Source organism: Thermogemmatispora aurantia (genome assembly GCF_008974285.1).
Taxonomy (GTDB): Bacteria; Chloroflexota; Ktedonobacteria; order Ktedonobacterales; family Ktedonobacteraceae; genus Thermogemmatispora; species Thermogemmatispora aurantia.
Genome location: NZ_BKZV01000007.1, coordinates 146,761 through 167,586 on the forward strand (window position 1 = coordinate 146,761; position 20,826 = coordinate 167,586).

Annotated in this window: 15 protein-coding genes and 1 tRNA gene; 7 read left to right on the forward strand and 9 right to left on the reverse strand. The window is 59.6% G+C overall.

What is annotated here, in order from left to right; translation table 11 throughout:
- Positions 1-144: 144 nt before the first annotated feature.
- Positions 145-218, reverse strand: a tRNA-Glu gene (locus KTAU_RS18915).
- Positions 219-372: 154 nt separating this feature from the next.
- On the reverse strand, positions 373-1,623 hold the full coding sequence (locus KTAU_RS18920; RefSeq protein ID WP_170293428.1) for an MFS transporter: 1,251 nt from the start codon (positions 1,621-1,623) through the stop codon (positions 373-375).
- Positions 1,624-2,090: 467 nt separating this feature from the next.
- Here KTAU_RS18920 and KTAU_RS18925 point away from each other — a divergent pair, with 467 nt between their 5' ends.
- Positions 2,091-3,467: an MFS transporter gene (locus KTAU_RS18925; protein ID WP_151729846.1), complete on the forward strand. Its 1,377-nt coding sequence runs from the start codon at positions 2,091-2,093 to the stop codon at positions 3,465-3,467.
- 245 nt (positions 3,468-3,712) lie between these two features.
- Here the strand turns inward: KTAU_RS18925 and KTAU_RS18930 are convergent, their stop codons facing one another.
- Both KTAU_RS18930 and KTAU_RS18935 read right to left on the reverse strand, forming a co-directional pair.
- Complete coding sequence (locus KTAU_RS18930) at positions 3,713-4,636, reverse strand: class I fructose-bisphosphate aldolase (protein ID WP_112427203.1); 924 nt, start codon at positions 4,634-4,636, stop codon at positions 3,713-3,715.
- Positions 4,637-4,954: 318 nt separating this feature from the next.
- Positions 4,955-6,973 (reverse strand): APC family permease, encoded by a 2,019-nt coding sequence (locus tag KTAU_RS18935; RefSeq protein ID WP_151729847.1) that lies wholly within the window; start codon positions 6,971-6,973, stop codon positions 4,955-4,957.
- Positions 6,974-7,461: 488 nt separating this feature from the next.
- On the opposite strand from KTAU_RS18935, the gene KTAU_RS18940 reads away from it, so the two are divergent.
- Complete coding sequence (locus KTAU_RS18940; RefSeq protein ID WP_151729848.1) at positions 7,462-8,142, forward strand: hypothetical protein; 681 nt, start codon at positions 7,462-7,464, stop codon at positions 8,140-8,142.
- Between the two features lie 233 nt (positions 8,143-8,375).
- Here the strand turns inward: KTAU_RS18940 and KTAU_RS18945 are convergent, their stop codons facing one another.
- Positions 8,376-9,479 (reverse strand): zinc ribbon domain-containing protein, encoded by a 1,104-nt coding sequence (locus KTAU_RS18945; RefSeq protein ID WP_170293429.1) that lies wholly within the window; start codon positions 9,477-9,479, stop codon positions 8,376-8,378.
- Positions 9,480-9,808: 329 nt separating this feature from the next.
- Here KTAU_RS18945 and uvrB point away from each other — a divergent pair, with 329 nt between their 5' ends.
- Entirely contained in the window at positions 9,809-11,824 is a 2,016-nt protein-coding gene (gene uvrB, locus KTAU_RS18950) for an excinuclease ABC subunit UvrB (RefSeq protein WP_170293430.1), read from the forward strand.
- Between the two features lie 232 nt (positions 11,825-12,056).
- Here the strand turns inward: uvrB and KTAU_RS21685 are convergent, their stop codons facing one another.
- Complete coding sequence (locus KTAU_RS21685) at positions 12,057-12,209, reverse strand: hypothetical protein (protein WP_170293431.1); 153 nt, start codon at positions 12,207-12,209, stop codon at positions 12,057-12,059.
- A gap of 1,275 nt (positions 12,210-13,484) precedes the next feature.
- Here KTAU_RS21685 and KTAU_RS18955 point away from each other — a divergent pair.
- Entirely contained in the window at positions 13,485-13,946 is a 462-nt protein-coding gene (locus KTAU_RS18955) for an S-adenosylmethionine decarboxylase family protein (protein WP_112427191.1), read from the forward strand.
- Between the two features lie 268 nt (positions 13,947-14,214).
- Positions 14,215-15,036 (forward strand): alpha/beta hydrolase family protein, encoded by an 822-nt coding sequence (locus KTAU_RS18960; protein WP_151729851.1) that lies wholly within the window; start codon positions 14,215-14,217, stop codon positions 15,034-15,036.
- Between the two features lie 145 nt (positions 15,037-15,181).
- Here KTAU_RS18960 and KTAU_RS18965 read toward each other — a convergent pair whose 3' ends face one another.
- Both KTAU_RS18965 and KTAU_RS18970 read right to left on the reverse strand, forming a co-directional pair.
- Positions 15,182-15,940: a hypothetical protein gene (locus tag KTAU_RS18965; protein ID WP_151729852.1), complete on the reverse strand. Its 759-nt coding sequence runs from the start codon at positions 15,938-15,940 to the stop codon at positions 15,182-15,184.
- A gap of 390 nt (positions 15,941-16,330) precedes the next feature.
- Complete coding sequence (locus KTAU_RS18970) at positions 16,331-17,440, reverse strand: LacI family DNA-binding transcriptional regulator (RefSeq protein ID WP_151729853.1); 1,110 nt, start codon at positions 17,438-17,440, stop codon at positions 16,331-16,333.
- Between the two features lie 435 nt (positions 17,441-17,875).
- Between KTAU_RS18970 and KTAU_RS18975 the strand changes: the two genes are divergently transcribed.
- On the forward strand, positions 17,876-18,118 hold the full coding sequence (locus KTAU_RS18975) for a hypothetical protein (RefSeq protein WP_151729854.1): 243 nt from the start codon (positions 17,876-17,878) through the stop codon (positions 18,116-18,118).
- A gap of 315 nt (positions 18,119-18,433) precedes the next feature.
- On the forward strand, positions 18,434-18,616 hold the full coding sequence (locus KTAU_RS18980) for a hypothetical protein (protein WP_151729855.1): 183 nt from the start codon (positions 18,434-18,436) through the stop codon (positions 18,614-18,616).
- A 399-nt stretch (positions 18,617-19,015) separates the two neighbouring features.
- Here the strand turns inward: KTAU_RS18980 and KTAU_RS18985 are convergent, their stop codons facing one another.
- Positions 19,016-20,533: a PTS fructose transporter subunit IIC gene (locus tag KTAU_RS18985; protein WP_151729856.1), complete on the reverse strand. Its 1,518-nt coding sequence runs from the start codon at positions 20,531-20,533 to the stop codon at positions 19,016-19,018.
- Positions 20,534-20,826 lie beyond the last annotated feature (293 nt).

Consider the following 20,826-nt stretch of genomic DNA (forward strand, 5'->3'; position numbering starts at 1 on the left):
GCGGAGCGTCCCGGCGCGTGTATAGCTGAGGGAGCCTGAGCTAGCTGCCAGGATCAATCAGGTAACAGGGAAAGAGAAGAGGAGGGGGTGCACAAACAAAAGGCCCGAGGCGTAGCTAGCCAGCGGGCCTCGGGCGAGAAAGGGTAGCGCATACGGGATTTGAACCCGTGATCTCCGCCTTGAGAGGGCGGTGTCCTAGACCGCTAGACGAATGCGCCATGTAAGCGATTCACTCAGGTCAGCAGGAGCTGAGCCGCTGACGGCAATTATCATACCCTACCCTTTGCCATTTGTCAAGTATTTTTCTCAGAAGGACTGTCATCGCCAGTGCCGGCTGAAGTTGAGACCCAGGAGCCGCGGATCTGCCGCCAGTCATTCGCTGCGAGTGGAGGGAGAAGGCTCACCTGGAGCTGGTAGGGACTCCGTCACAGTATAGTATCCGCCCCAGTGCTCACGAGCGATGGCCGGTCCGGCGACCAGCGCAGCCACAATGGCCACGGCACTAAAGAGCAGCATGATCCCAAAAGCATCGCTGTAGCTGGCCGTTTGATCGAGTAAGAAGCCGATCAGAGGTGGACCCATAATCAAGGTAGGCGAAGAGATCACGCTCACCAGGCTCTGAGCCACGCCTTTGCCGACGCTGCGCAGAGAGGCGGCCTCATTAAAGATGGCCGCGTAGGGAGTGCTAGAGCCAATTGCCGTCAAAGTGATCCCGATCCAGCTTAGCGGGGCGCTATGCCAGGGCAGAGCCAGGCAGATGATACCTGCGCAGCAAAATAAGGCCATCAGGCGTACCAGGGTGATGCTGCCCAGCCAGCGCCGCCCAAGGATCAAGCCTCCCAACGGGCGGAAAAGCATCCCGCTCAGCAGAGCCAGCGAGCCACAGGTCGCTGCCAGGGCCAGGGGCAGGTGATCCAGCTGCACCAGGTAGAGTGCGATCCAGGTAGCGATGGCATTCCCCAAACCAAACGTTCCCATATGCGCCAGCCCCAGGCTCCAGACGGCCCCCGAGCGTAGTCCGCGCCTCAGTCCTCCCTGGCGCAGCGGGTGCTGCTCCTCAACGTCTACCAGGAGCCAGATCAGCGCGCCGAGCAGGCCAGGGAGGCCCCAGCAAAAGAAAGCTCCACGCCAGCCGAACAGCCTGGCGAGATAGGGGGTCAAGAGCAGGCCCAGGCCGGCCCCCACCTGGGTTGAGCCGCCGTAGAGGCCCTGGCCTAGGGCCGCCAGGCGACCGCTGCCTGCCGCCACACTGGCGCCTGCCACGAAAGCTCCGCCGATTCCCAATCCCGTCACGAGCCGCATGGCCAACAGCCAGCCGAAATGTGGAACAAGAGGTAGCAGCAAGGCCCCGCAGGTTGCCAGCAGCGTCGAGGCCAGCAGCACTGGACGAGCGCCGTAGCGATCGATCAACACTCCTGCTGGCAGATAGGCCAGGGTGAGGCCGAGAAAGAGCAGGGTCGAAAAAAGGCCGACTTCGCCAGCGCTGATCTGCAGCGTAGCTCGCAGCTCAGGGATCAGCGGGCTGTAATTCGTGTATTGCACCGTCAGAATCAGCAGCGTCAGACAAGCAGCAAAAATACGCCAGGGTGCGCTGCATCGTCGCTCGAAGGGAGGAAAGCGCATAATAACCTTCCTTGTCAGCCGGACTGGAGCATGCATGAGCGGCGGTCACCAGGCCAGCAGATAGCATAGTGCAGCCGAGTCAGGCGACCTCATCTCAGAGAGGCCGCCGCTGGCGATCTGCACCTGGATCTCCTTGCTCCATACAGAGAAAGGATGCCAGCCAGAGAGCGGGGCGTCAAGTAGCTGGCAGCCGAGATCAAATGCGGGCATAAGAGAGCATAGTGAGCCAAGACTTGACAGATGAGCAGAGGAACGGGTACAGTCTTGCTATAAGCACGGGCAGAGCGAGAGGCGAGGTAGCGCCGCCAGCGTTGGAAGCGCAGATGAGTTGTTCTCTCGTCCTCGTCTGTCGCATCAGCCAGACCGGAGGTCGAATCCTGGCCAGGCCAGGTCAAGCCACGCCGTGCGGCCCCCAGGCCGGCCAAGCATGCCAGCCGAAGCCAAGAGAAGAGAGGGGGAGAAACCTCATGGAAATCGGCAAAGACTCAGGCGAAGTGGCCATGAGCGCCGCAGCGACTGCGGAGCTTCCTATCCGTCGGGTGTCGCTCCTCGAACACATCAACATCAACGTCTTCTGGTTCGCCAACAACTTTCACTGGCAGGCGTTGCTGGCCATCGTCATTCCCAGTATGGTGGCCAAATTCCTGCCAGTCAGCCAGGAGGCTATCAACCTCACCACCGTCGTGCTCTGGGGGACTATCGTCGCCGTGATTGTCAACCCGCTGGTCGGAGCCATCTCCGACTATGCCACCTTTCGCCTGGGACGACGGCGTCCCTTCATGATCATCGGCACCGTCTTCAATATCATCGTCCTGGTAGCTTTTGCCTTCGCCCCCGGCTGGGCCAGCTCTACGGCCTTGCTCGCTCTTTTCGCCGTCCTCTTCATCCTTCTCCAGATTGCCAACAACGTTGCCAATTCCCCCTGGAGCGCTATTATCGCTGACAAAGTTCCCCAGAGCCAGCGCGGCCTCGCTGCTGGCTTCAATGGACTGCTCTCGCTACTCGGAACTGCCGTCGGCTCGCTCGTTGCCGGAGCCATTGTCAACAAGCACGATCCTCTCCCAGTCTACCGTCAAGAGATTGTCCAGATCTTCCTTCTCATTGCCGCCGTCCAGATCATCTTCGTCACCTACACGGTCCTCACTGTCAAAGAGACGCCCCTCCCCATGACGGGTCAGGAGCGTTTCAGCTTCAGACGCTTTATCCGCCGCTTTCTCTTCAATCCCCTCCACTATCCTGACATGGCCTGGGTACTCCTTGCCAGGTTGCTGGTCATGATGGGGATCTGGACCGTCTACTATTTCCTGCAATACTACTTTGACAACGTACTGGGGGGACCGGGGGTACGGACCATCATCTACAATACGCCCTTCTCGGGAGAGTTCTTCAACGGCCTCGTCTTTCAACCGGCTCTCTTGCTCACAGCTCTGCTGACCTCGATCGTTGGCGGTTGGGCTTCGGACCACTGGGGCCGAAAAGGACTGGTCTATCTCTCTGGAGCGATGATGGCCGTCGTCTGTCTAGTCTTTATCTTCTTTCAGACCCAATATGGGGCCTTAATTGCGGCACTCATCTTTGGTGTTGGCTTCGGGGCCTACACGAGCGTTGACTGGGCCCTGACCACCGATGTGCTGCCGCCAACCAACGAGGCCGGAAAATTTATGGGCTTCTGGTCAATGATGGGCATTCTGCCCCAGGTCATAGGGACGGCCATTGGTGGCGTCATTCTCCAGCTGCTACAAAGCCTGCCCAATCATCTCGGCTACACGGTCCTCTTTGCCGTGACTACGCTCTATTTTGCCATTGGTACCCTCGCCATCAAGCAAGTTCGGGGAGCGCGCTAGCAAGCTGACCCATGCAAAGAGCCAGCTAGCTGCTCAGGCTTGAGACGGAGCAAGCCGTCCTGCGAGAAGAGAGGCGGTATGGCCAGCCAGGTAGAGCGCTAGCGCGAGCCGGAGTGCTGCCTATGCCAGTGTATGGCCAAAGCAAAGGGCTGGTCAACCCAAAACCAGGCGACCAGCCCTGCGTAGTCAGGCAAGGCCGCTGTGGCGGCACTCACCCATTGTGCTTGTCACAAGAGCGGCTGAGCTTAGCGAATAGACCCCTCGTAGATGCCCATCACTGTATTCAGGAAGCGCAGAGCCTCGTCCTTGCGGCGCTGGAAGGAATTGCGTCCAATGATCGAGCCGAAGCCACCGCCATCGCGAATGGCACGCACTTCCTCAAAGACCTGCTCGTCGGCAGCTGCCGGTCCACCCGAGAAGATCACAATGCGCCGGCCATCGAAGGCGCTCTGCACCACATGGCGCACGCGATCAGCCAGGGTAGCAATTGGAATTTCGTACTTCTGATAAACCTTTTGCGCCTCTGGCTTTTCGATCTTCTCGCTGGGGAGCTTCACCTTAATAATGTTGGCGCCGAGCTGGGCGGCGATGTGCACTGCATAGGCCACTACGTCGATGGCCGTCTCGCCCTCCTTGCTCAAGCCACTGCCGCGGGGATAGGACCAGACTACCACAGCCAGGCCGTGGGCCTTGGCCTGGCGAGTCAGCTCGCGTAGCTCCTCGTACATCGTGTCGCGAGCAGCCGAGCCGGGATAGATCGTAAAGCCGATCGCCGAGCAGCCGAGGCGCAGAGCGTCCTCGACGCTAGAGGTCAAAGCTGGCAAAGGATCACGCGACTCATAGAGCAGGTCGTGGTTATTGCACTTCAGGATGAGGGGGATCTCACCGGCGAACTCTGCGGCGCCGGCCTCCAGGAAGCCCAGCGGGGCGGCGTAGGCGTTACAGCCAGCCTCGATAGCCAGCTGGAAATGGTAGCGGGGATCATAGCCAGCCGGGTTCGGTGCGAAGCTCCGCGCCGGACCGTGCTCGAAGCCCTGATCGACTGGCAAGATCACCAGCTTACCGGTTCCTCCCAGGCGGCCATGATTCAGGATACGGGCCAGGTTTGTTAAGACGCCGGGGTTCTCGCCGGCGTACCAGCTCAGAATCTCGCGAATGCGCTCGTTCATACGTGTTGCTCCTTCCTCCATCAACAGCGACAAATACGTTGGTAAACAGGATCTGTAAGCGTAGCTCAGCTAGAGAGAGTTCACAACCTTTATTGTACCACGGCTGGGACTGTGGTCCTGACCAGGGAAGACAGCGAACCACACAAGTCGCTGGGCCGGGCCAGACCGGGCAGGCATAAGCATCTTCGCCAGTGTCTGGAACCTGCTCCTCTACGAGCGGGCATAACTCTGCTCAATGCTATTGAATGCTATTGTGCCGACCAGTTGGGATTGGCACACCGACGGTGCACCTGCTGAGCGCCTGCCGACCTTCTCAGGTTACCAGCGCTTCACCATATGCGCCACCTGCATTCCGCCACCGGGACTAATCTCGTAACTAATGCGATCGGGGTTAATATCCTCAATTCTGGGCACCTCGTCGGCGGGGACAATCGTATCGTGAGGGTGAACGATCTGCCAAACGCGGGCGATCGTTCCCGGCTCATAGGGACGATAGACATAGCGGCGGGTGCTGATTTTAGCGCGGCGAGCCTGGCTTTCGGCCTTCCCGAAGAGTTCCTTGGCCTGTTCATCCTCCAGGTAGGGATCGACCACCTCGAAGAGGCGTGGTGTCCGAGCCACGCGTGGCTCGCCAACGTAGAGGAAGACCACTGGGCGCCCATCGGCGCTCTGGAGTGCCGTACGGATCACATCCTCATTATGAGGATTATTAGCTGTTAGCACTGCCAGAATGGATCCGTGGAGATGGTCCTCGATCGTTGTCACAGGCACAGGCAAGCGGCCCATCAGGCGGTGGCTACGATAGTTATAGAAAGCCACCCCCATGCCCAATAAAGCGACCGAGCCGCCGAAGGCCGTAGCCAGCGGCTTGGCCACCAGGTTAATTGACCAGGCCAGCGTCACCAGGAAAGTGGTAATGACCCCCAGATAGAAATCGATAGTGTACCAGAGGCCGCGCCAGCCCTCGTAAGAGCGCTCGGAGCTCTCCACGATTTCGCCGTGAGTGGATTGCTGCGAGGACTGAAGCCCGTGGTGGCCGTTGAGGACCAGGCCACTTTCGGCGGTGAGCGCCAGATCTGCCTCTCTGGACACATGGCCATTCTGCTGGCTCTCCCGCAGCTCCGCCAGGGCGGCGGCGCGATTCCGAGCCGCCTGTCGCTCGCGCCAGCGCACAACATCCAGGCCCAGGCAGGTCAAGGAAAAGGCCCCCAACAGGCCAAAGGCGTACATATCGCCGAGCAGGTCCAACTGGCCGTGAACGAGCAGCAAGACCACGATCGGCACGCCAGTGGCCAGAGCAATCGAATAGTGGGGGGTACCGCGCAGGCGATTCCGCTTCAGCACGAAGGAGGGCAGGAACTCCATACGCGAGAGGGCCATAAACACATGGTAAGCGCCGATGATCGCGGTATTGCTGGCAAAGACCAGCAAAGCGCTGGCGCTGATCGCCACCTCGCTTTGGAGCCAGATATTCCCCCAATGGCCGGCCAGCAGCGAGACAAGCTGGCTGTTCTTGAGAGGGTCAGTGGCCTCCTGGGGCTGCAGGAGCGTCGAGAAAGTCGTGAGCAGGGGGCTGGTGAGGCCGATCGTCACGACGACCAGCAGCAGAGCCAGGCCGGCGACCTTTTTGCGAGGGGTCTTCATGACCGGCGACAGCTGAGAAATGCTCTCCAGGCCTGAGAAAGCCAGGAAGGCCCCTCCGAAGCCGACCAGCAGCTTGACCGGAGTCACGGCGTTGCCGGCGAACATGCTTGCGAAGAGATGGAGGGCTTCAGCGAGTGAGATATGGCTAAAAACTGTAACGAGAATAGCCAGATCGCTGACAAAGGCGATCAAGGCGCCGATCAAGCTCACCGTGGCGCTCTCTGTGATACCGATCCAATTAAGGATGCCCAGAAGGGTCAGGACAGCGATTGTAATCCAGAGAGCGTTAGGCCCCAGGGCTGGGAAGACGACGCTGAAATAGAAGATGCCCGAGAGACAGCTCAAAGCTGCCGTCAAGAAGTAGTCCACGAGAATAAACATCCCGCCCAGGGCGCCGAACCAGGGATTGAGAGCATGGGCTGCCACACTGACAACACCACCGCCCTGGGGGAAGCGTGCCGAGACCTCAGCGTACTTGAGCGTGAGCAGTACGAAGACAACCATCGTGAGGAGGACAAAGAACCCGGCCAGTTTCCCCACAGTAACGTAGAGAATGCCGGGTGTATAGTACACTGAGGTGCCAATGTCGGCGAAGACGACTGCCCAGCAAAGCAGGGGGCCGAGGCGGCCACGGCCTGGCTGATGCTCCTGCGACTGGTCTGTTGTTGCTGCCTGTGTCACCGATTCCTGCATTGTAGAGTCCTTAGCTGAGCTCAGATGATTTTGGGTTGTGCCATCCCCTTTTTGGTTTACCCCAAAGGGGGAGAGGCACCTGAGCCGGCGCGTCGGTTGTTCCGGCTATAACTGTAACATGCAATCTTAATCCGGGGCAAGGGGAAAACGCCTCACTCTGGGCCATTGGCCAAAGCTCGGCCATTGTTACTTCGCTGCCGCTCAACCGTTCTAAGCCAAAGAAATGTTTCTCGGGTAATCACGCTGTTTCACTGGTCGGACAGACCTGATGACAGGCGCATCTAGCTGGTGGTGTATCGGTGTAGGGTGGCCAGAATCAGCGCCTGGACGAGGCAAGAGGGCGGCAGTTGTCTTACGCTGGGGAGTGGGGGCAGGTCGTGAGATTATAGTCCGTCTCTATCTTGTCTGTCTCCAGAGTTCGCGGGCAGCGGTTGGTCGTGGCTGATCGGATCGTTAGGTCTGCAACTGGAGAGGAGAAACTGAATACAATGACAGTAAGTGGCAATACCTTTGATCGTCTTCTAGAAGCAATCTATGCCCAACAGCGTCTATTAGAAGAGCTTGAAAGAGAGAATCGCGAGCTGCGCCAGCAGCTGCAAGATCTACGCGAGGGGCGAGGGATTTTTGTAGAGATTCTGGGGGTGCGCTATCCCCTGTCTGTGGTGGGGACGGTAGAGCGGCAGATCACCGCGCCTGCACCGGCGGTCGCTGCGCAGCCTGAATACATAGCCGTGCCGCCGTCATCTCAGTCGCTATCAGAGCGGCACGAGGAGCACCTCGGGAGTCAGGACCAGCGAGGGGTAACGTCGGCGGAGGAGCGCTCCGGGAAAATCGCGCAGATCAGGGCCTCGATTGGTCCGCTGGAGGCCCAGCAGATGGCTCGGTCTCTGCCCCCGGCCCAGGCACCAGCCTTAGAGGGGCCGCGGCTCTCCCCTTCGTATCTCGAAGAAATGTTACTTGATGAGTTTGCCGCCGCTGCCACAGGGCCGCTCGGGGCCTTTGCCAGCTCTGGTCCTGAAGCTGGATCAGCTGGACCCCAGAGTGCAGAACATCCACCTGAGCAAAGGCTGGCTCAAGGCGAACCAGCAGGCCCTGCACCTACGGCCCTCGACGAAGAAAGCAAGGCGGCCCTCAGACGTGAGCTGATGGGGAGCTTCCTGCTGGACTAAGCGCCAGCGCGGGTCAGAAACCCCTGCTTTTCACTGCTCCTGTGGAACACAACTGCCTGCTGTCCCTGGAAGGGGGGATCTCCTTCCAGGGACACGTCCTTCTGACCAGCTCAGCAGCTGGTTCTCCTCGCCTCTTCTCTTTGCTGTGTGTGTTTGCTCGCCTTTGATCCCCGGTAGTGATGGACGAACTACCGGCCAGTGCCGAACTGTCTGGGCAGACAGCGGCGGTAAGGCTAGGATGCCAGGCGAATAGTCGTGCTAGCGCTCTGCATGCCGCTGCCGGACTGGCCCATTATCAGGGTAAATTGCTGATCCTGCTGAGGAACACTAAAAGTGACCGTGCCGCCCTGGCCATTAGCTCCCTGGACGAAGGCCACGGGCAAGGTGCTATAGCTAGGGGCAATTCTGTCACCGTTGGCTGTCTGAAGACGGATATAATCGTACGGGGAGCCGGGGATCGCCGTCTGGGCCAGCGTATTCTCAACCGTCAGCGTCAGGGTCAAGAAGACCTTGCCCCGTGGAGCCTGCTGGCCCGCAGTGCTCCAGGCCAGCACTGCCCTGGTAACGGTCCAGTTCAGTCCGAAGTACTGCAGTTGTGTATTCAGCGTGACGCTACGGGGGGCGTAGCGTGAGAGATCCGGCTTACTCGTCAGAGGGATATCCATCTGGGCCTCATTGGCCGTGCCCAGGCGCAAGGTGAGCTTGCTGAGGGGGAGATTCAGAGGGACTGCAAAGTCCAGCAGATTGTTGCGGCTCGCCTGGGGAACAAGCGGGCCATTGGCAGTCACAAGCAACGGAGCCTCCGCGCCTTTTCCGGGCACGAGCAGATGGACACACTGATAAAGATTATACATAATTGGGCTGGCTGTCGGATTCTCCTCATGCAAGAAGATACGCAGCATCCCGTCTGCCGTAGCTTGTGGATCATCGGCGAAGGTCTGCGCCTGCTGAACGCGCTGGATCGTCAGGCGAGCGCTAGCATAAGTCACCGTCGCATTCAGTGTCAGCGTCGTCACTGGTCCCTGGGCGTGGCTTGGGAAACCTGGCACAGGGACACCGACGAAGCCAGCGACGATGTAGCCGAGGGCAACGAGGAGCACAAGGGCGAGTAGGACAGGAAGCAGCCAGCGCTGCCGTGGAAGGCGTCTGGCGAGCGGACGTGCTGCCATGACGGGCACCGCTGGCGCCTGCTGTCCAGATGCAGGCTGCGGTGGCTGTACGCTTAGGTAAGAGAAAGCCTCTTCCTCGCTCAGGCCACAGTTAGGGCAGAAACGCTGACCGGGTCTCGCCGGGGCGCCACAGCGAGGGCAAGACGACAATGGCGAATCCTGCGCCATAACCAAAGACTCCTTGGGTGGATACTCTCTCTGGGCTTGGCGTAGTGACAAAGGCGGGGGCTTCTCCCCCCGGCCTCTCGCTACCATTGTAGCATAACGCCTCGTAAAGACAGTGTAAATCAACCTTGCCCCAGAGTCCCATACCCGTGCATGTCCGTCCGGGTTCCCTGAATAGCAAGCGCCCGCCAGGCGACCAGGGGAAAGAAAGGGTCGCTACTGGGGAGAGAAGATGATATAATGGTGAGGACTTTTGGAGACTCGGCCATAAGCCCAAGCCACCGCCAACGCAGAGGACGCAGACAAGTATCAGCGGGCAAGCGCTAAGAGACATGAGGGGGTCAAGACCGGTGCCTGAGTTCAAAGTAGAAGCACCATTCGCACCAACCGGTGATCAACCGCAGGCCATAGCGGCTCTCGTCGAGGGCCTCAAAAAGGGTTATCGCATGCAGACGCTGCTCGGAGTCACTGGCAGTGGCAAGACCTATACGATAGCCAAGGTCATCGAGCAGGTGCAGCGACCAACATTAGTGCTGGCCCCCAATAAGACCCTAGCGGCACAGCTCTACAGCGAGTTCAAGGAATTCTTTCCAAATAATGCAGTAGAGTACTTTGTTTCTTACTACGATTACTATCAGCCAGAGGCCTATATTCCGCGCACCGATACCTATGTCGAGAAAGAGAGTCTCCTCAACGAAGAGATAGAGAAGCTTCGTCTCTCAGCAACCAGGAGCCTCTTTGAGCGGCGCGATGTCCTGATCGTGGCCTCAGTTTCCTGTATCTACGGCCTGGGCAGCCCGGAAGAATACGGGGAGGTAGTGCTCACGCTGCGCGTTGGTGAGGAGCGGCGGCGTGATAAAATCTTGCGCCATCTGACCGAGATTCAGTATGAGCGCAACGACACCAACTTTACTCGGGGGCGCTTTCGTGTCCGCGGAGATGTGCTGGAGATCTTTCCGGCTTATGAGGATGTAGCGGTGCGGGTTGAGTTTTTTGGCGATGAAATTGAGCGCATGACGGAGATCGATCCGCTGACTGGAGAAGTGCTGGGGAGGAGGCAGCGCCTGGACATCTACCCGGCCAAGCACTGGGTCACGACGCGTGAGCGTCTCAACTGTGCCATCGAATCGATCCAGGCCGAGCTGCAAGAGCGCCTGGCCGAGCTGGAGGCCCAGGGGAAGCTGCTGGAGGCGGCCCGTCTGAAGCAGCGGACGAATTTCGACATCGAGATGCTGCGTGAGACCGGCATCTGCTCGGGCATCGAGAACTATTCGCGGCACCTCTCGGGACGCGCCCCAGGTGAGCCGCCCTGGACGCTGCTCGATTACATGCCCGATGACTTTCTGCTGGTGGTCGATGAGTCGCATATTGCCCTGCCCCAGGTACGCGGCATGTACGAGGGCGATCGCTCGCGCAAGCAGGTGCTGGTGGACTACGGCTTTCGCCTGCCCTCGGCTCTCGATAATCGCCCGCTGACCTTCGCCGAATTTGAGCGCCAGATCAACCAGGCGATCTTTGTATCGGCCACGCCTGGCCCCTATGAGTATGAGCACAGCGAGGCAGTGGTCGAACAGATCATTCGCCCGACGGGCCTGGTTGATCCCGAGATCTTTGTGCGTCCAACGAGGGGCCAGATCGATGATCTGGTGGCTGAGATTCGCAAGCGGGTCGAGAAAGGGCAGCGCGCTCTGGTCACCACCCTGACCAAGAAAATGGCCGAGGACCTGGCCGACTATCTGCAGGAGCTAAACATCAAAGTCCATTATCTGCACTCGGAGATCGACACCATCGAACGCGTCGACATCCTGCGCGACCTGCGCCTGGGGGTATACGACGTGGTGGTGGGCATCAACCTCTTGCGCGAGGGGCTAGATCTGCCGGAGGTCTCACTGGTAGCGATTCTGGACGCAGATAAAGAGGGTTTCCTGCGCTCGGAAGGCTCGCTTATTCAGATGATCGGGCGAGCCGCGCGCCATGTTGAAGGCACGGTCATTATGTATGCGGATACCATCACTGGCTCCATGCAGCGGGCCATTGATGAGACGAACCGCCGGCGTCGCTTGCAGATGGCCTATAATGAGCAGCATGGGATAACCCCACGTGGTATTAAGAAAGAGGTTAAGACGCTCTCCGAGCGTATCAAGGCGATGAGTGGGACGGGGGGCGATGAGGGTCATCAGGAGCAGAAAGCTGCCTTGGCCCTGACGGGTATTCCCAAAGAGGAAGCTCTGCGCCTGATTAAGAATCTGGAGGCTCAGATGCGCGCCGCTGCCAAGCAGCTGGAATTCGAAAAAGCTGCTGAGCTGCGCGATCAGATCATCGAGATCCGGCGTGCGATGATTGAATAAGCCGGCCAGGCGTGCTCATGCGTCAGTCGCGTGATAGCTCATTACCTGGCCAGACGCATTGGCAGAAAGAGCAAGAGGGCAGAAGTACTTTCTGCGGCGCTCACTTTGCCAGGCCCCTATGCCTGGCTCGAAAAGAGCAAGTTATTTGCATGCGTGCCTGCTTGAAAGTCAGGCTTGCCGGAGTCCGGCACCACTACCTACCCGACCAGGGAGGAAAGGATTGGCAGTACTATCAGCTATGGCCCAGCAGAGTCCACATTGTCGGCAGCAGACCCAGCGCGGTCATCACGCAGCGACCCAGGAAGCCGGACAGTCTGAGCAATCCGAGCAATCTGAGCAGTCGGAAGAACGTCTCTTCCACGCCGATCGGTGGTGTTGTCCTCATCTGCCTCCTTGTTGGCGGCGGCAGTTAGAGGCAGGCAGAGCAGTAGCAAGTGACCACCACTTTGCTGAAGCTGATCATATTGCGTGCTGGCAGGAGGCAGCACGTTTCTTTGTAGCAAGCGCGGCATGTAGCACAGACATACAGCGACAGCAGCTCATCCTCAATAGGAACGACGCCATTGCTTACCCCGCGTTCCCTCAGCCGCTGAGAGCGGCGATACAGGAGGAAGCCCGCGACCTCACCATCAAGGTTCAGGTCTGGCCAGCTCGAAGGGGGCCGCAGCAGAGTTCCTGCGCCAGTGGCAAGGTCTGGCCTACCTCGGTCTCCGGCATGATCGTGATCAGGAAGCGCCAGATCCGCACGGCCTTAAGGAGAGGGCTGTTAGTGCTCAAGGCGTGGGTCTTTGACCAGGAGCCAATAACCAGCTTCCTCCTGGTACAGCGATTGAATGTTCTACTACCGCAGCTGGGCGGCCCACGGGATAGTGGGCGTGACCAGGAGAGGCCGCTCTCTACCGCGATGACCGCCTGGCGGATTGCCAAGCCTGAGCCTGAGCGACGCACAAGTGCAACGATCAACTGCGTCCACTGGACCAAGGCGGCCCACTTGCTGATGACCTGTCCTGCCAGCAGGGCCTGGCTCCCTCCACGCAAGCACCTTCGCGACCGACGCGCTGCGTGGCTGGCGGGAGCAACGTGGCTCTCTCGTTGCCAGGCTTGTTGAGCGCTGGGGAGCGGTGGCTCTGGGCTTCTGCGCCCCGGTTGATCCTTTTACCATGCAGCGCCCGCCATTCCTCCCCAAACTGCTGAGCTGATCTCTTTCCATTCGCTTGCTCTGGGGAACGCGTCTGCCCATGTCTCCCCAGCTGGTTCCAGCTGAGGGACTGGGCTGGCCAGTGATCGAGGCGCGCTTGCTTACAGATGGAGAGCAACTTAAGCTCAAGCAGAGTGATACTCTAACGATTGGGTTCGATTACTAGTTCAGATGAGGAGGCAGGCCAATGAAGCGGCTCCCCTTAGTCATCATCCGGGAGCTGGATGCATTTCTGGTTCAGCGTCGGCTCTGAGTTTCCTCTCCTGAGAGGAGAGAGCCAGCAGGCTGGGCCGCGACAGCAGTCGCCTTGTGGTTCCGTTGACCTGCTACCGTATAATATCACTTGTGCTCAAAACGGCACTTGAATTGATTGCAGCGAGTCGCTAACCTGGCAGTCTGGGCCGAGTAAGGGTGAAGACTCGCAGATTTCATACTTTTGATGTCTACAGGAGGAGTAGCCCGATGCTTGTGCATTTAATGCTGGAGTTGTACGGCTGCAAACGGGAACTCTTGACCAGTGAGCCGCTGCTCAGGCGCGTGCTGGACGAATTCCCGGCTCGGGTGGGGATGGAGAAGGTGAGTCCGGTGCACCTCTACGACATCGAGACACCGAATCCGCTCGACTCCGGCATGTCCGGCTTTGTGATCATTGCCCAGAGCCACATTAGCCTGCACGCCTGGCCCGAGTACGGCGAGGTCGATATAGATATCTGCTCCTGCAAGGAATTCAGCCAGGAAGATGCCATTGCCTATGCCAAAGAGATGTTCCAGACGGAGGATGTTGAGGCCCATTTTGTAGTCCGTGCCACGCGCTCACTGCGCCCGGACACACCTGATCCGGTGCGCTATGCCGAAGCAATGGCGGCCCGTCGTGCCAGGCAGGCAGCCCTGGGCGAATCCAGGTTGACGACGGAGGTGTCCTAAAGGCAAGGACAAGAGGCCGGGGAATGGCTCCACGGCCCTTCACCATCAGTCTCGTCCGGGTATCCATCCCGGCTGAGGAGCTATCTGCGACAAGTGGATAGCTCCTCGTTTTGTCTAATAGGTCCTGGCTTGTGGGGCTGAGGGAAGGGCTTCATCCAGCCAAGGAGGCCCGGCTTGTCTCCAGACCAGTTCGTCTGTTATCCTGAGAAAGTGCACGGCCCCAATTGGGGCTGTCTCATCTTGCGAGCGGGAGGAAGCAGCAATGGGCATGACGGACCCATCCAGCCCTGGAGCACCAGTGATGCGCCTGAGCTATGGCCCTTTGCCCCTGCACTTTGGCGAACTGCGTCTGCCGTCTGCTCCAGGACCTCATGCCGTGGCGGTGCTGATTCATGGCGGCTTCTGGCGCAATCCTTATGATCTCTCTCTCATGCACGGGCTGGCCGAGGATCTGACGGCCCACGGTCTGGCCACCTGGAATATAGAGTATCGCCGCCTGGGCGACGACGGGGGAGGCTGGCCAGGCACGCTGCAGGACGTCGCCCAAGCCGTGGATGCCCTGCGGCAGATGGCGGGGAGCTATCATCTTGACCTCGAACGACTCGTCTCTGTTGGCCATTCCGCTGGAGGACAGCTTGCTCTCTGGCTGGCGGCGCGGCCCCGCCTCGGACAGCGGGTCGCCGGCCCTGAACGGGCGCTGCTTGCCAGTGAGGAAGCCTTGCCCCTGCAGGGAGCAGTTAGTCTGGCGGGGGTCATCGATCTAGAGGCCGGCTGGCGTCGCCATCTAGGACGTGATGCCGTATCTGAGTTGCTGGGAGGCGGTCCTGATGATGTGCCGGAACGCTATCACCTGGCCTCGCCAGCGGCTCTGCTTCCGCTCGGCGTCCCCCAGATCTTGATCCATGGAACGGCAGATGATCGTGTACCTGTAGAGATCAGCCGCGATTACGCAGCCCGCGCCTGTGCTGTGGGTGATCAGCTCACACTTGTCGAGCTGTCCGGCGTTGACCACTTTGCTCTCATCGATCCCCATTCGTCAGCCTGGCAAACGACCCGCGAGCTGGTGCTCTCCCTCTCTCGCCGGAGCTGAGGCGGAGACAGTGCGTGAGCGGGGGCGATCGAGATGGGGAGCGCTGCGGCGGTGGTAAAATCTCTGGGACAAGCGATCAGCCTGGCCGCCAGACGCCCTCTCGTCGCGGCGCTCTCCTGGCTCAGCCCCGCTCGATCCAGCTCAGCTAAGAGGACGTGCGTTTCGCCCACAGGCCGGTTTGGGAGACGAAGACATCGTAGCTGCCATCAGCTGGGTTGAAAACGGCATTGCCGTAAGAGGCCTCCACGAAATTTGAGAGCCAGCTGCCCTGCTGATTGCGCATCGTCTGGAAGAAGTTATCATCGCCCCCGTTCAGGACCACGACCGTGTGCTTGGCATTCGCCTCCAGATTGGGATCGTCAAAGCGCCCCTCCAGGCGCGTCAGCTTGTAACCCGAATGAAGGCCCAGGACATTCAGCCAGGCCGGGTACTTAACGATGTCGCCTTGGAGCATCCACTCATCGCCAGCCACAATGTAGAAGTTATCCGAGAGCTGGCTGCCGTCCTGGCCATAGAGAATCAGCTCGACATTCATGGTGTGAGGCATATTGGCAACAGGATGAGCCCGGATCTGGGCTACCTTGATATCGCCGGTCAGTCCAATATAAGTCTGCATCAGCGAGGTCAGCCAAAGCAGCAGGATCGCGAACAACAACAGAACCAGCCCCCCAAGACCGTGGCCCACGCGATAGCGCCGTCGATAGCGAAAGAAGCGTCGGTGGGGATGGTCATACCAGCCGTGCTCCCAGGCTTCTTTCTCGCTGCGGTAGGGATGCTTTTGACGGTAGTAGACCTTCTCGCCACGGACCACGCCGTGGATGGCGTAGATAAGCAGGGCCAGGCCAAGGAGTGCGATGGCAAAAAGCAAGAGCTGCTGCCAGCCGAAGACAAAGGGTGTATTCATCGGGCCGTCCTTATCAATTCTGCTCCCCGGTATTGTGGGAAGGTTGCTTCCCTTCAGCCATAGGAAAACGCTTCTCTATCAGAAAACACGTCCTGCCGGGGGTTGTGGTTCTCTTCGAGAAGAATCTTACCGGGCGCGGTCGGGGGGGTCAAGTGACAGCAGATCGAGAAAAAGGACGGCGAGGAAGAGCGGGCCAGGCGATCGAGAAGAGAGTTGCCAGTGCCAGGCCGAAGGTCGGGACTGACTCCACAAGAGGAGAGTATAAGCTGGTCCGGTCGGCGCCGCCTGCGGGCAAGAGATTGCTGCAAGAGAACTGAGGTGGCAGCAGGCGCCGACACAGACCAGACAGGATAAGAGGACCACAATAGGCGCGAGCGAGTAAGCGGCCAGCTAGATCTCTGGGAGCAGCGCGGAGGGATGGCGCTGCAGGGCGCCGCAGGACTCGCGGATCACAAGACTGGTGGGCAGAACAATGCGCGGCGCCTCACGCGGCGACTCCTCGGCTGTGGCAGGCAGGGTCTGCCGTCGGCGTCGTGGCATTTGCTCCTGCTCGATCATCTCCAGGAGCAGTTTGATGGCCTGCTCGCCCATCGCGTGTACTGGCTGTCGCACGGTCGTCAGGGCGGGCCGCACATGGGCCGAGGCTGGATTGTCATCGAAACCGACCAGAGCCAGATCCTGGGGAATACGCAGACCGAGCGTTTCGGCAGCGGCGATCACGCCATAGGCCATGTAGTCACTGGCGGCAAAGATCGCTGTGGGCCGCTCGCTGGCGGGGCGCGAAAGGAGAGCAAGGGCACAGCGCTGACCGCCCGCAGGCATAAAATCGCCCTCCAGAACAAGCGAGGGGTCAACTTCCAGGCCCGCCTCCTGGAGCGCGTCACAGTAGCCCAGATAGCGCTCGTGGGAAACGCAGTATTTGAGCGGCCCCTGGATGTGAGCGATGCGCCGATGACCAAGCTCGATCAGGTGACGCGTGGCTTCGTAGGCGCCACGCCGATTGTCGGCCCCAATCCAGGGAATGCCCTCCGGCGGCGGACTCTGGTCATCAATGAGCACAACCGGAAAACCCTGGCGACGCAGCCGCGTCAGGTGCTGGCTGGATTGGCCCGGGAAGACGGCCAGCAGTCCGGCGGTCAGCCGCGTGGCGAGAATACGGTCGATGATCTTGCCACAGTCTCGCTCGTGATTGGAGCTGCTGATGCTGTAGAGCACCATCTCATAAGAGGTACTCTCGACAACGGACGCCACACTCAGCAGCAGTTCGGGGATCAATGGCCAGGTCAGAGCTGGCACCAGCACGCTGATCAGGGGATTGCGCCCAGCGGCTAGACCGGCAGCAGTGATGCTGGGTACAAAACCTTGCTCCTCAACAATACGTAGGATGCGCTCGCGCGTCGCCGGGTCGACATCCGGCTTGTTATGGAGGACACGCGAGACGGTGGTCGTGGAGACCTTCGCCAGGCGTGCAATATCGAGTATCGTAACTTTGTGGGCCATAGGTGTTTGCTTTTCGCCTCCGCTGCTTGTGGAACATAACTGCCTCAAGGCAGGCAGGCCGATGGAAACCTGCCCTCATGTCGTCTCTACTCTGCCGTGCTGCTCCGGGTTCCTGCGCTACTCTGTGAGAGATCACAGGTGACCTGCTTCGGTTACCTGCTTACGAGATAAGTATACCGAAACGCCAGCATAAGCACAAGCATCCCGACGGTTCCATCCTGCCTGCTAATGTCCCACTCTTGACAATCAGAAGTCTTCTTAATATATCTACTTTCGTAAACGATTACGGTAACGGTTGCAAAAGAAGGCAAACAACCTCATGCTTCTGTCGGTCGTCGGAGAGGCAATGCAGGGCCCGTCATAGTGCATGACGGGCTGGCAGACGGGCGAACGAGCAGAGCGGGCTGACGAACAGACAACCAGTAAAGAGAGAGCATGACCGGCAAGTGCATCTCCTCGAAGCTGGTCCAGCGCAGCTGGCTAAAGCTCATTGTCGTTGCCGCTCTGCTGCTACTGAATCTCTCCAGCATTCCCTCGGTAGAGGCCGAAGCATCCAGCCAGGAAGAGATTGGAGCCAGGGCTGCGACCACGGCGGTTGTGGTCGACATGCGCATAACGCCACGGCAGACGGTGAGCTTCTTGGCGCCTGTCGCCTTTGGCGTCAACGAAGCCGTCTGAGATGGGCATCTTCTTGCTTCCCAGGTGTCCGCCCTCCTACGAGCAGACGGCGTACCGGTCATGTGCCACCTGGATGGTTCGACCGCGGATGTCTTTCACTAGCCGAGCAAGACTATTGAGCCTGGCGATACCGATGCCGGACCAGTCACCGTTGACCGCTTCCGCTTCATGCAGGTCGTGCGCCAGTAGAAGCCATCCCCGTCATCACTGTCCACTACGGCGCTGGGACGTCCCAGGAGGCTGTTGCCTGGGTGAGGTATGCCAACGTCACCCATCACTATGATATCAAATTTTGGGAGATTGGCAACGAAGTCTATGGCAATGGGACCTGTGGAGCAGCGTGGGAATGACGTCTACGTTCCAAAGAGGACCAGAGGACCAGTGGCCTGTGCCATCAATGCATTGCCATTGATTCGCCTCGTGAAGGCGATTGATCCGGCCATCAAGGTCAGCATCGTGTTCTCCGGAGAGGAGAGCGTAGCTATCAGTCAGTATTAAGCAGTTCCGGGGTCCGGCAGCTCGTGCGCTGCTGCTCTCGCCCTACTGGCTCACCATGCTGGTCTTCCGACTGGTGACTGGTGCCCTCGTGGGGACGAGTACGGTGGGCAAAGGAAAAGGATCAGGCCGGCGTGTCAGGTCAAAGCCACGCTGGCGGCAGACCAGGCTGCAGGTAGCCGCTCTGAAACCTGGCAGTCCTCTTCTGAGGACTTCCGGCCAAATCAAATGAGCCTGGTGCGCCGTGACAGAAGCAGCCTGCTGCCGATCAGGGCTGTGGGAATGTGGTCTTCTCTCCCGCCAACGGAGGGTGAGACAGCGGTGGTCTCTGCCAGTTGCTGTCTCACCCCAGGCGGCTGGGCTTCTCCCCTCCGGCTTACTGGGCTGGCGAGAGCTTGCTGTTCAGGCCAGGGCCGCTTCCAGCCGTTCCTGCTCAACTGTGATGGGGCGTTTGAGCACGAAGAGCATACCTGTTGTCACCAAGGTGCCCACCACAATCGACAACAGATACTGCGGCAGATTGCCCACCACGCCTGGCAAGAACATGACCCAGATCCCGCCGTGAGGCACGTGAAGCTGGCAACCGAAGAAGGCCGAGAGTGCGCCGGTCACTGCCGAGCCGACCATAATCGAAGGAATAACGCGGAATGGATCATTGGCAGCGAAAGGAATGGCGCCTTCTGTGATGAAGGAGAGGCCCAGCACCCAGGCGGCTTTGCCAGCCTCGCGCTCGTCAGGAGTGAAACGATTCTTGAAGAGCAACGTCGCCAGAGCCAGCCCCAGAGGGGGCGTCATTCCGGCAGCCATAGCCGCGGCCATTGGTAGATAGACGGGGTTGTGGGCGTCGAGTAGCAGGCCTGTCGAAAAAGCATAGGCCGCCTTGTTAACCGGGCCACCCATGTCGAATGCCATCATCAAACCAATGATCAGCCCCAGCACGGCGGCATTAGCTCCCTGCAGATCCTTGAGGCCGTTGACCAGGGCCTGGTTCAGCAAGGCGACCGGTGTACCGACCACATAGAGCATCAGCAGGCCAACAATTAGTGAACCGAACAAGGGCAGGATCAACACCGGCATCAGTCCAGCGAGATTGCTGGGCAGGCGAATGCTGCGGTTCATCCAATAGACCAGATAACCAGCCAGAAAGCCGGCGATGATACCGCCCAGGAAACCCGAGCCGGTCAGGCTGGCCAGAACGCCGCCGATCATACCTGGGGCGATGCCAGGCCGGTCGGCAATAGAGTAAGCAATGAAGCCCGAGAGAATGGGGACGAAGAGCAGGAAGCCCGCCTTAGCGCCAATAACGAAGAGCGCCGCCCCTACCGACTGCAGCGGATTGGCACTGAAGCCAGTCGTCAAGGTAGTCAAATTGGAGGTATCGTAGAAGGCAATACGGTAACCAGCGATGGCAAAAGCCAGCGCGATCAAAATACCGCCTGCGACAACAAAGGGGATCATGTAGGAGACGCCAGTCAGGAGGTGCTTGTAAGGACCACGGCGGGCCTGAGCCTGCGCCGCCTTGGCCTGCTGCACTCGCGCCAGATAGCCGCTGCTCTCGCCGGACTCGGCCCTGGCTGCGCCGCTTGCGCTCGCGCTAACCTGACCAGCCGTAGCCGCGGCGCGGGCGAGCGCTTCGCGAATGACCGTCTGGCCGTCCTTGATGGCGGCGCTGGTGGAGGTCTCATAGACCGTCTTCGCGCTGAAGCGACGCAGGTCGACCTTGGTATCGGCAGCGATAATCACCACATCGGCGGCGGCGATCTCCTCGGGAGTCAGGGTATTCTGGGCTCCGACCGATCCCTGAGTCTCGACTTTGATCGTATGGCCTAGAGCCTCGGCGCCGCGCTGGAGACCCTCAGCGGCCATAAAGGTGTGGGCGATGCCCGTGGGACATGAGGTGATGGCTACAATCCGTGCCATGTGCGAACTCCTTTGTGTGTGCTAGGTGTCGACGAAACGACGCTGCTTCGTTGCTCCTACGTAGATAGGGGCTAAAACACTGACACTGCTCTTTTGGGTGCTGACTGGCCGCTGATCTGACAGCAAGGCACTGCTCGCCTGCGGCTCAGCCCATCCAGGCGAGGGAGAAGAGGCCGCGCAGGTCAGGTGAGCCAGGCAGCTATCTCAGGCTCAGAAGGCAGGGCGGTAACGATCATCGCCGCGGTTAAGCCTCCGGACCCACGGCTCATCTAATGAGCGGGGACCCAAGCCCG

Excerpts from the sequence above, each read along its gene's own strand:
- KTAU_RS18955 (WP_112427191.1), top strand. The coding sequence starts at position 13,485 with ATGCTTGTGCATTTAATGCTGGAGTTGTACGGCTGCAAACGGGAACTC.
- KTAU_RS18940 (WP_151729848.1), top strand. The coding sequence starts at position 7,462 with ATGACAGTAAGTGGCAATACCTTTGATCGTCTTCTAGAAGCAATCTAT.
- KTAU_RS18965 (WP_151729852.1), bottom strand. The coding sequence starts at position 15,940 with ATGAATACACCCTTTGTCTTCGGCTGGCAGCAGCTCTTGCTTTTTGCC.
- KTAU_RS18960 (WP_151729851.1), top strand. The coding sequence starts at position 14,215 with ATGACGGACCCATCCAGCCCTGGAGCACCAGTGATGCGCCTGAGCTAT.
- KTAU_RS18945 (WP_170293429.1), bottom strand. The coding sequence starts at position 9,479 with ATGGCGCAGGATTCGCCATTGTCGTCTTGCCCTCGCTGTGGCGCCCCG.
- KTAU_RS18980 (WP_151729855.1), top strand. The coding sequence starts at position 18,434 with ATGGCAATGGGACCTGTGGAGCAGCGTGGGAATGACGTCTACGTTCCA.
- KTAU_RS18925 (WP_151729846.1), top strand. The coding sequence starts at position 2,091 with ATGGAAATCGGCAAAGACTCAGGCGAAGTGGCCATGAGCGCCGCAGCG.
- KTAU_RS18970 (WP_151729853.1), bottom strand. The coding sequence starts at position 17,440 with ATGGCCCACAAAGTTACGATACTCGATATTGCACGCCTGGCGAAGGTC.
- KTAU_RS21685 (WP_170293431.1), bottom strand. The coding sequence starts at position 12,209 with ATGAGGACAACACCACCGATCGGCGTGGAAGAGACGTTCTTCCGACTG.
- KTAU_RS18920 (WP_170293428.1), bottom strand. The coding sequence starts at position 1,623 with ATGCGCTTTCCTCCCTTCGAGCGACGATGCAGCGCACCCTGGCGTATT.
- uvrB (WP_170293430.1), top strand. The coding sequence starts at position 9,809 with ATGAGGGGGTCAAGACCGGTGCCTGAGTTCAAAGTAGAAGCACCATTC.
- KTAU_RS18975 (WP_151729854.1), top strand. The coding sequence starts at position 17,876 with ATGACCGGCAAGTGCATCTCCTCGAAGCTGGTCCAGCGCAGCTGGCTA.
- KTAU_RS18985 (WP_151729856.1), bottom strand. The coding sequence starts at position 20,533 with ATGGCACGGATTGTAGCCATCACCTCATGTCCCACGGGCATCGCCCAC.
- KTAU_RS18935 (WP_151729847.1), bottom strand. The coding sequence starts at position 6,973 with ATGCAGGAATCGGTGACACAGGCAGCAACAACAGACCAGTCGCAGGAG.
- KTAU_RS18930 (WP_112427203.1), bottom strand. The coding sequence starts at position 4,636 with ATGAACGAGCGCATTCGCGAGATTCTGAGCTGGTACGCCGGCGAGAAC.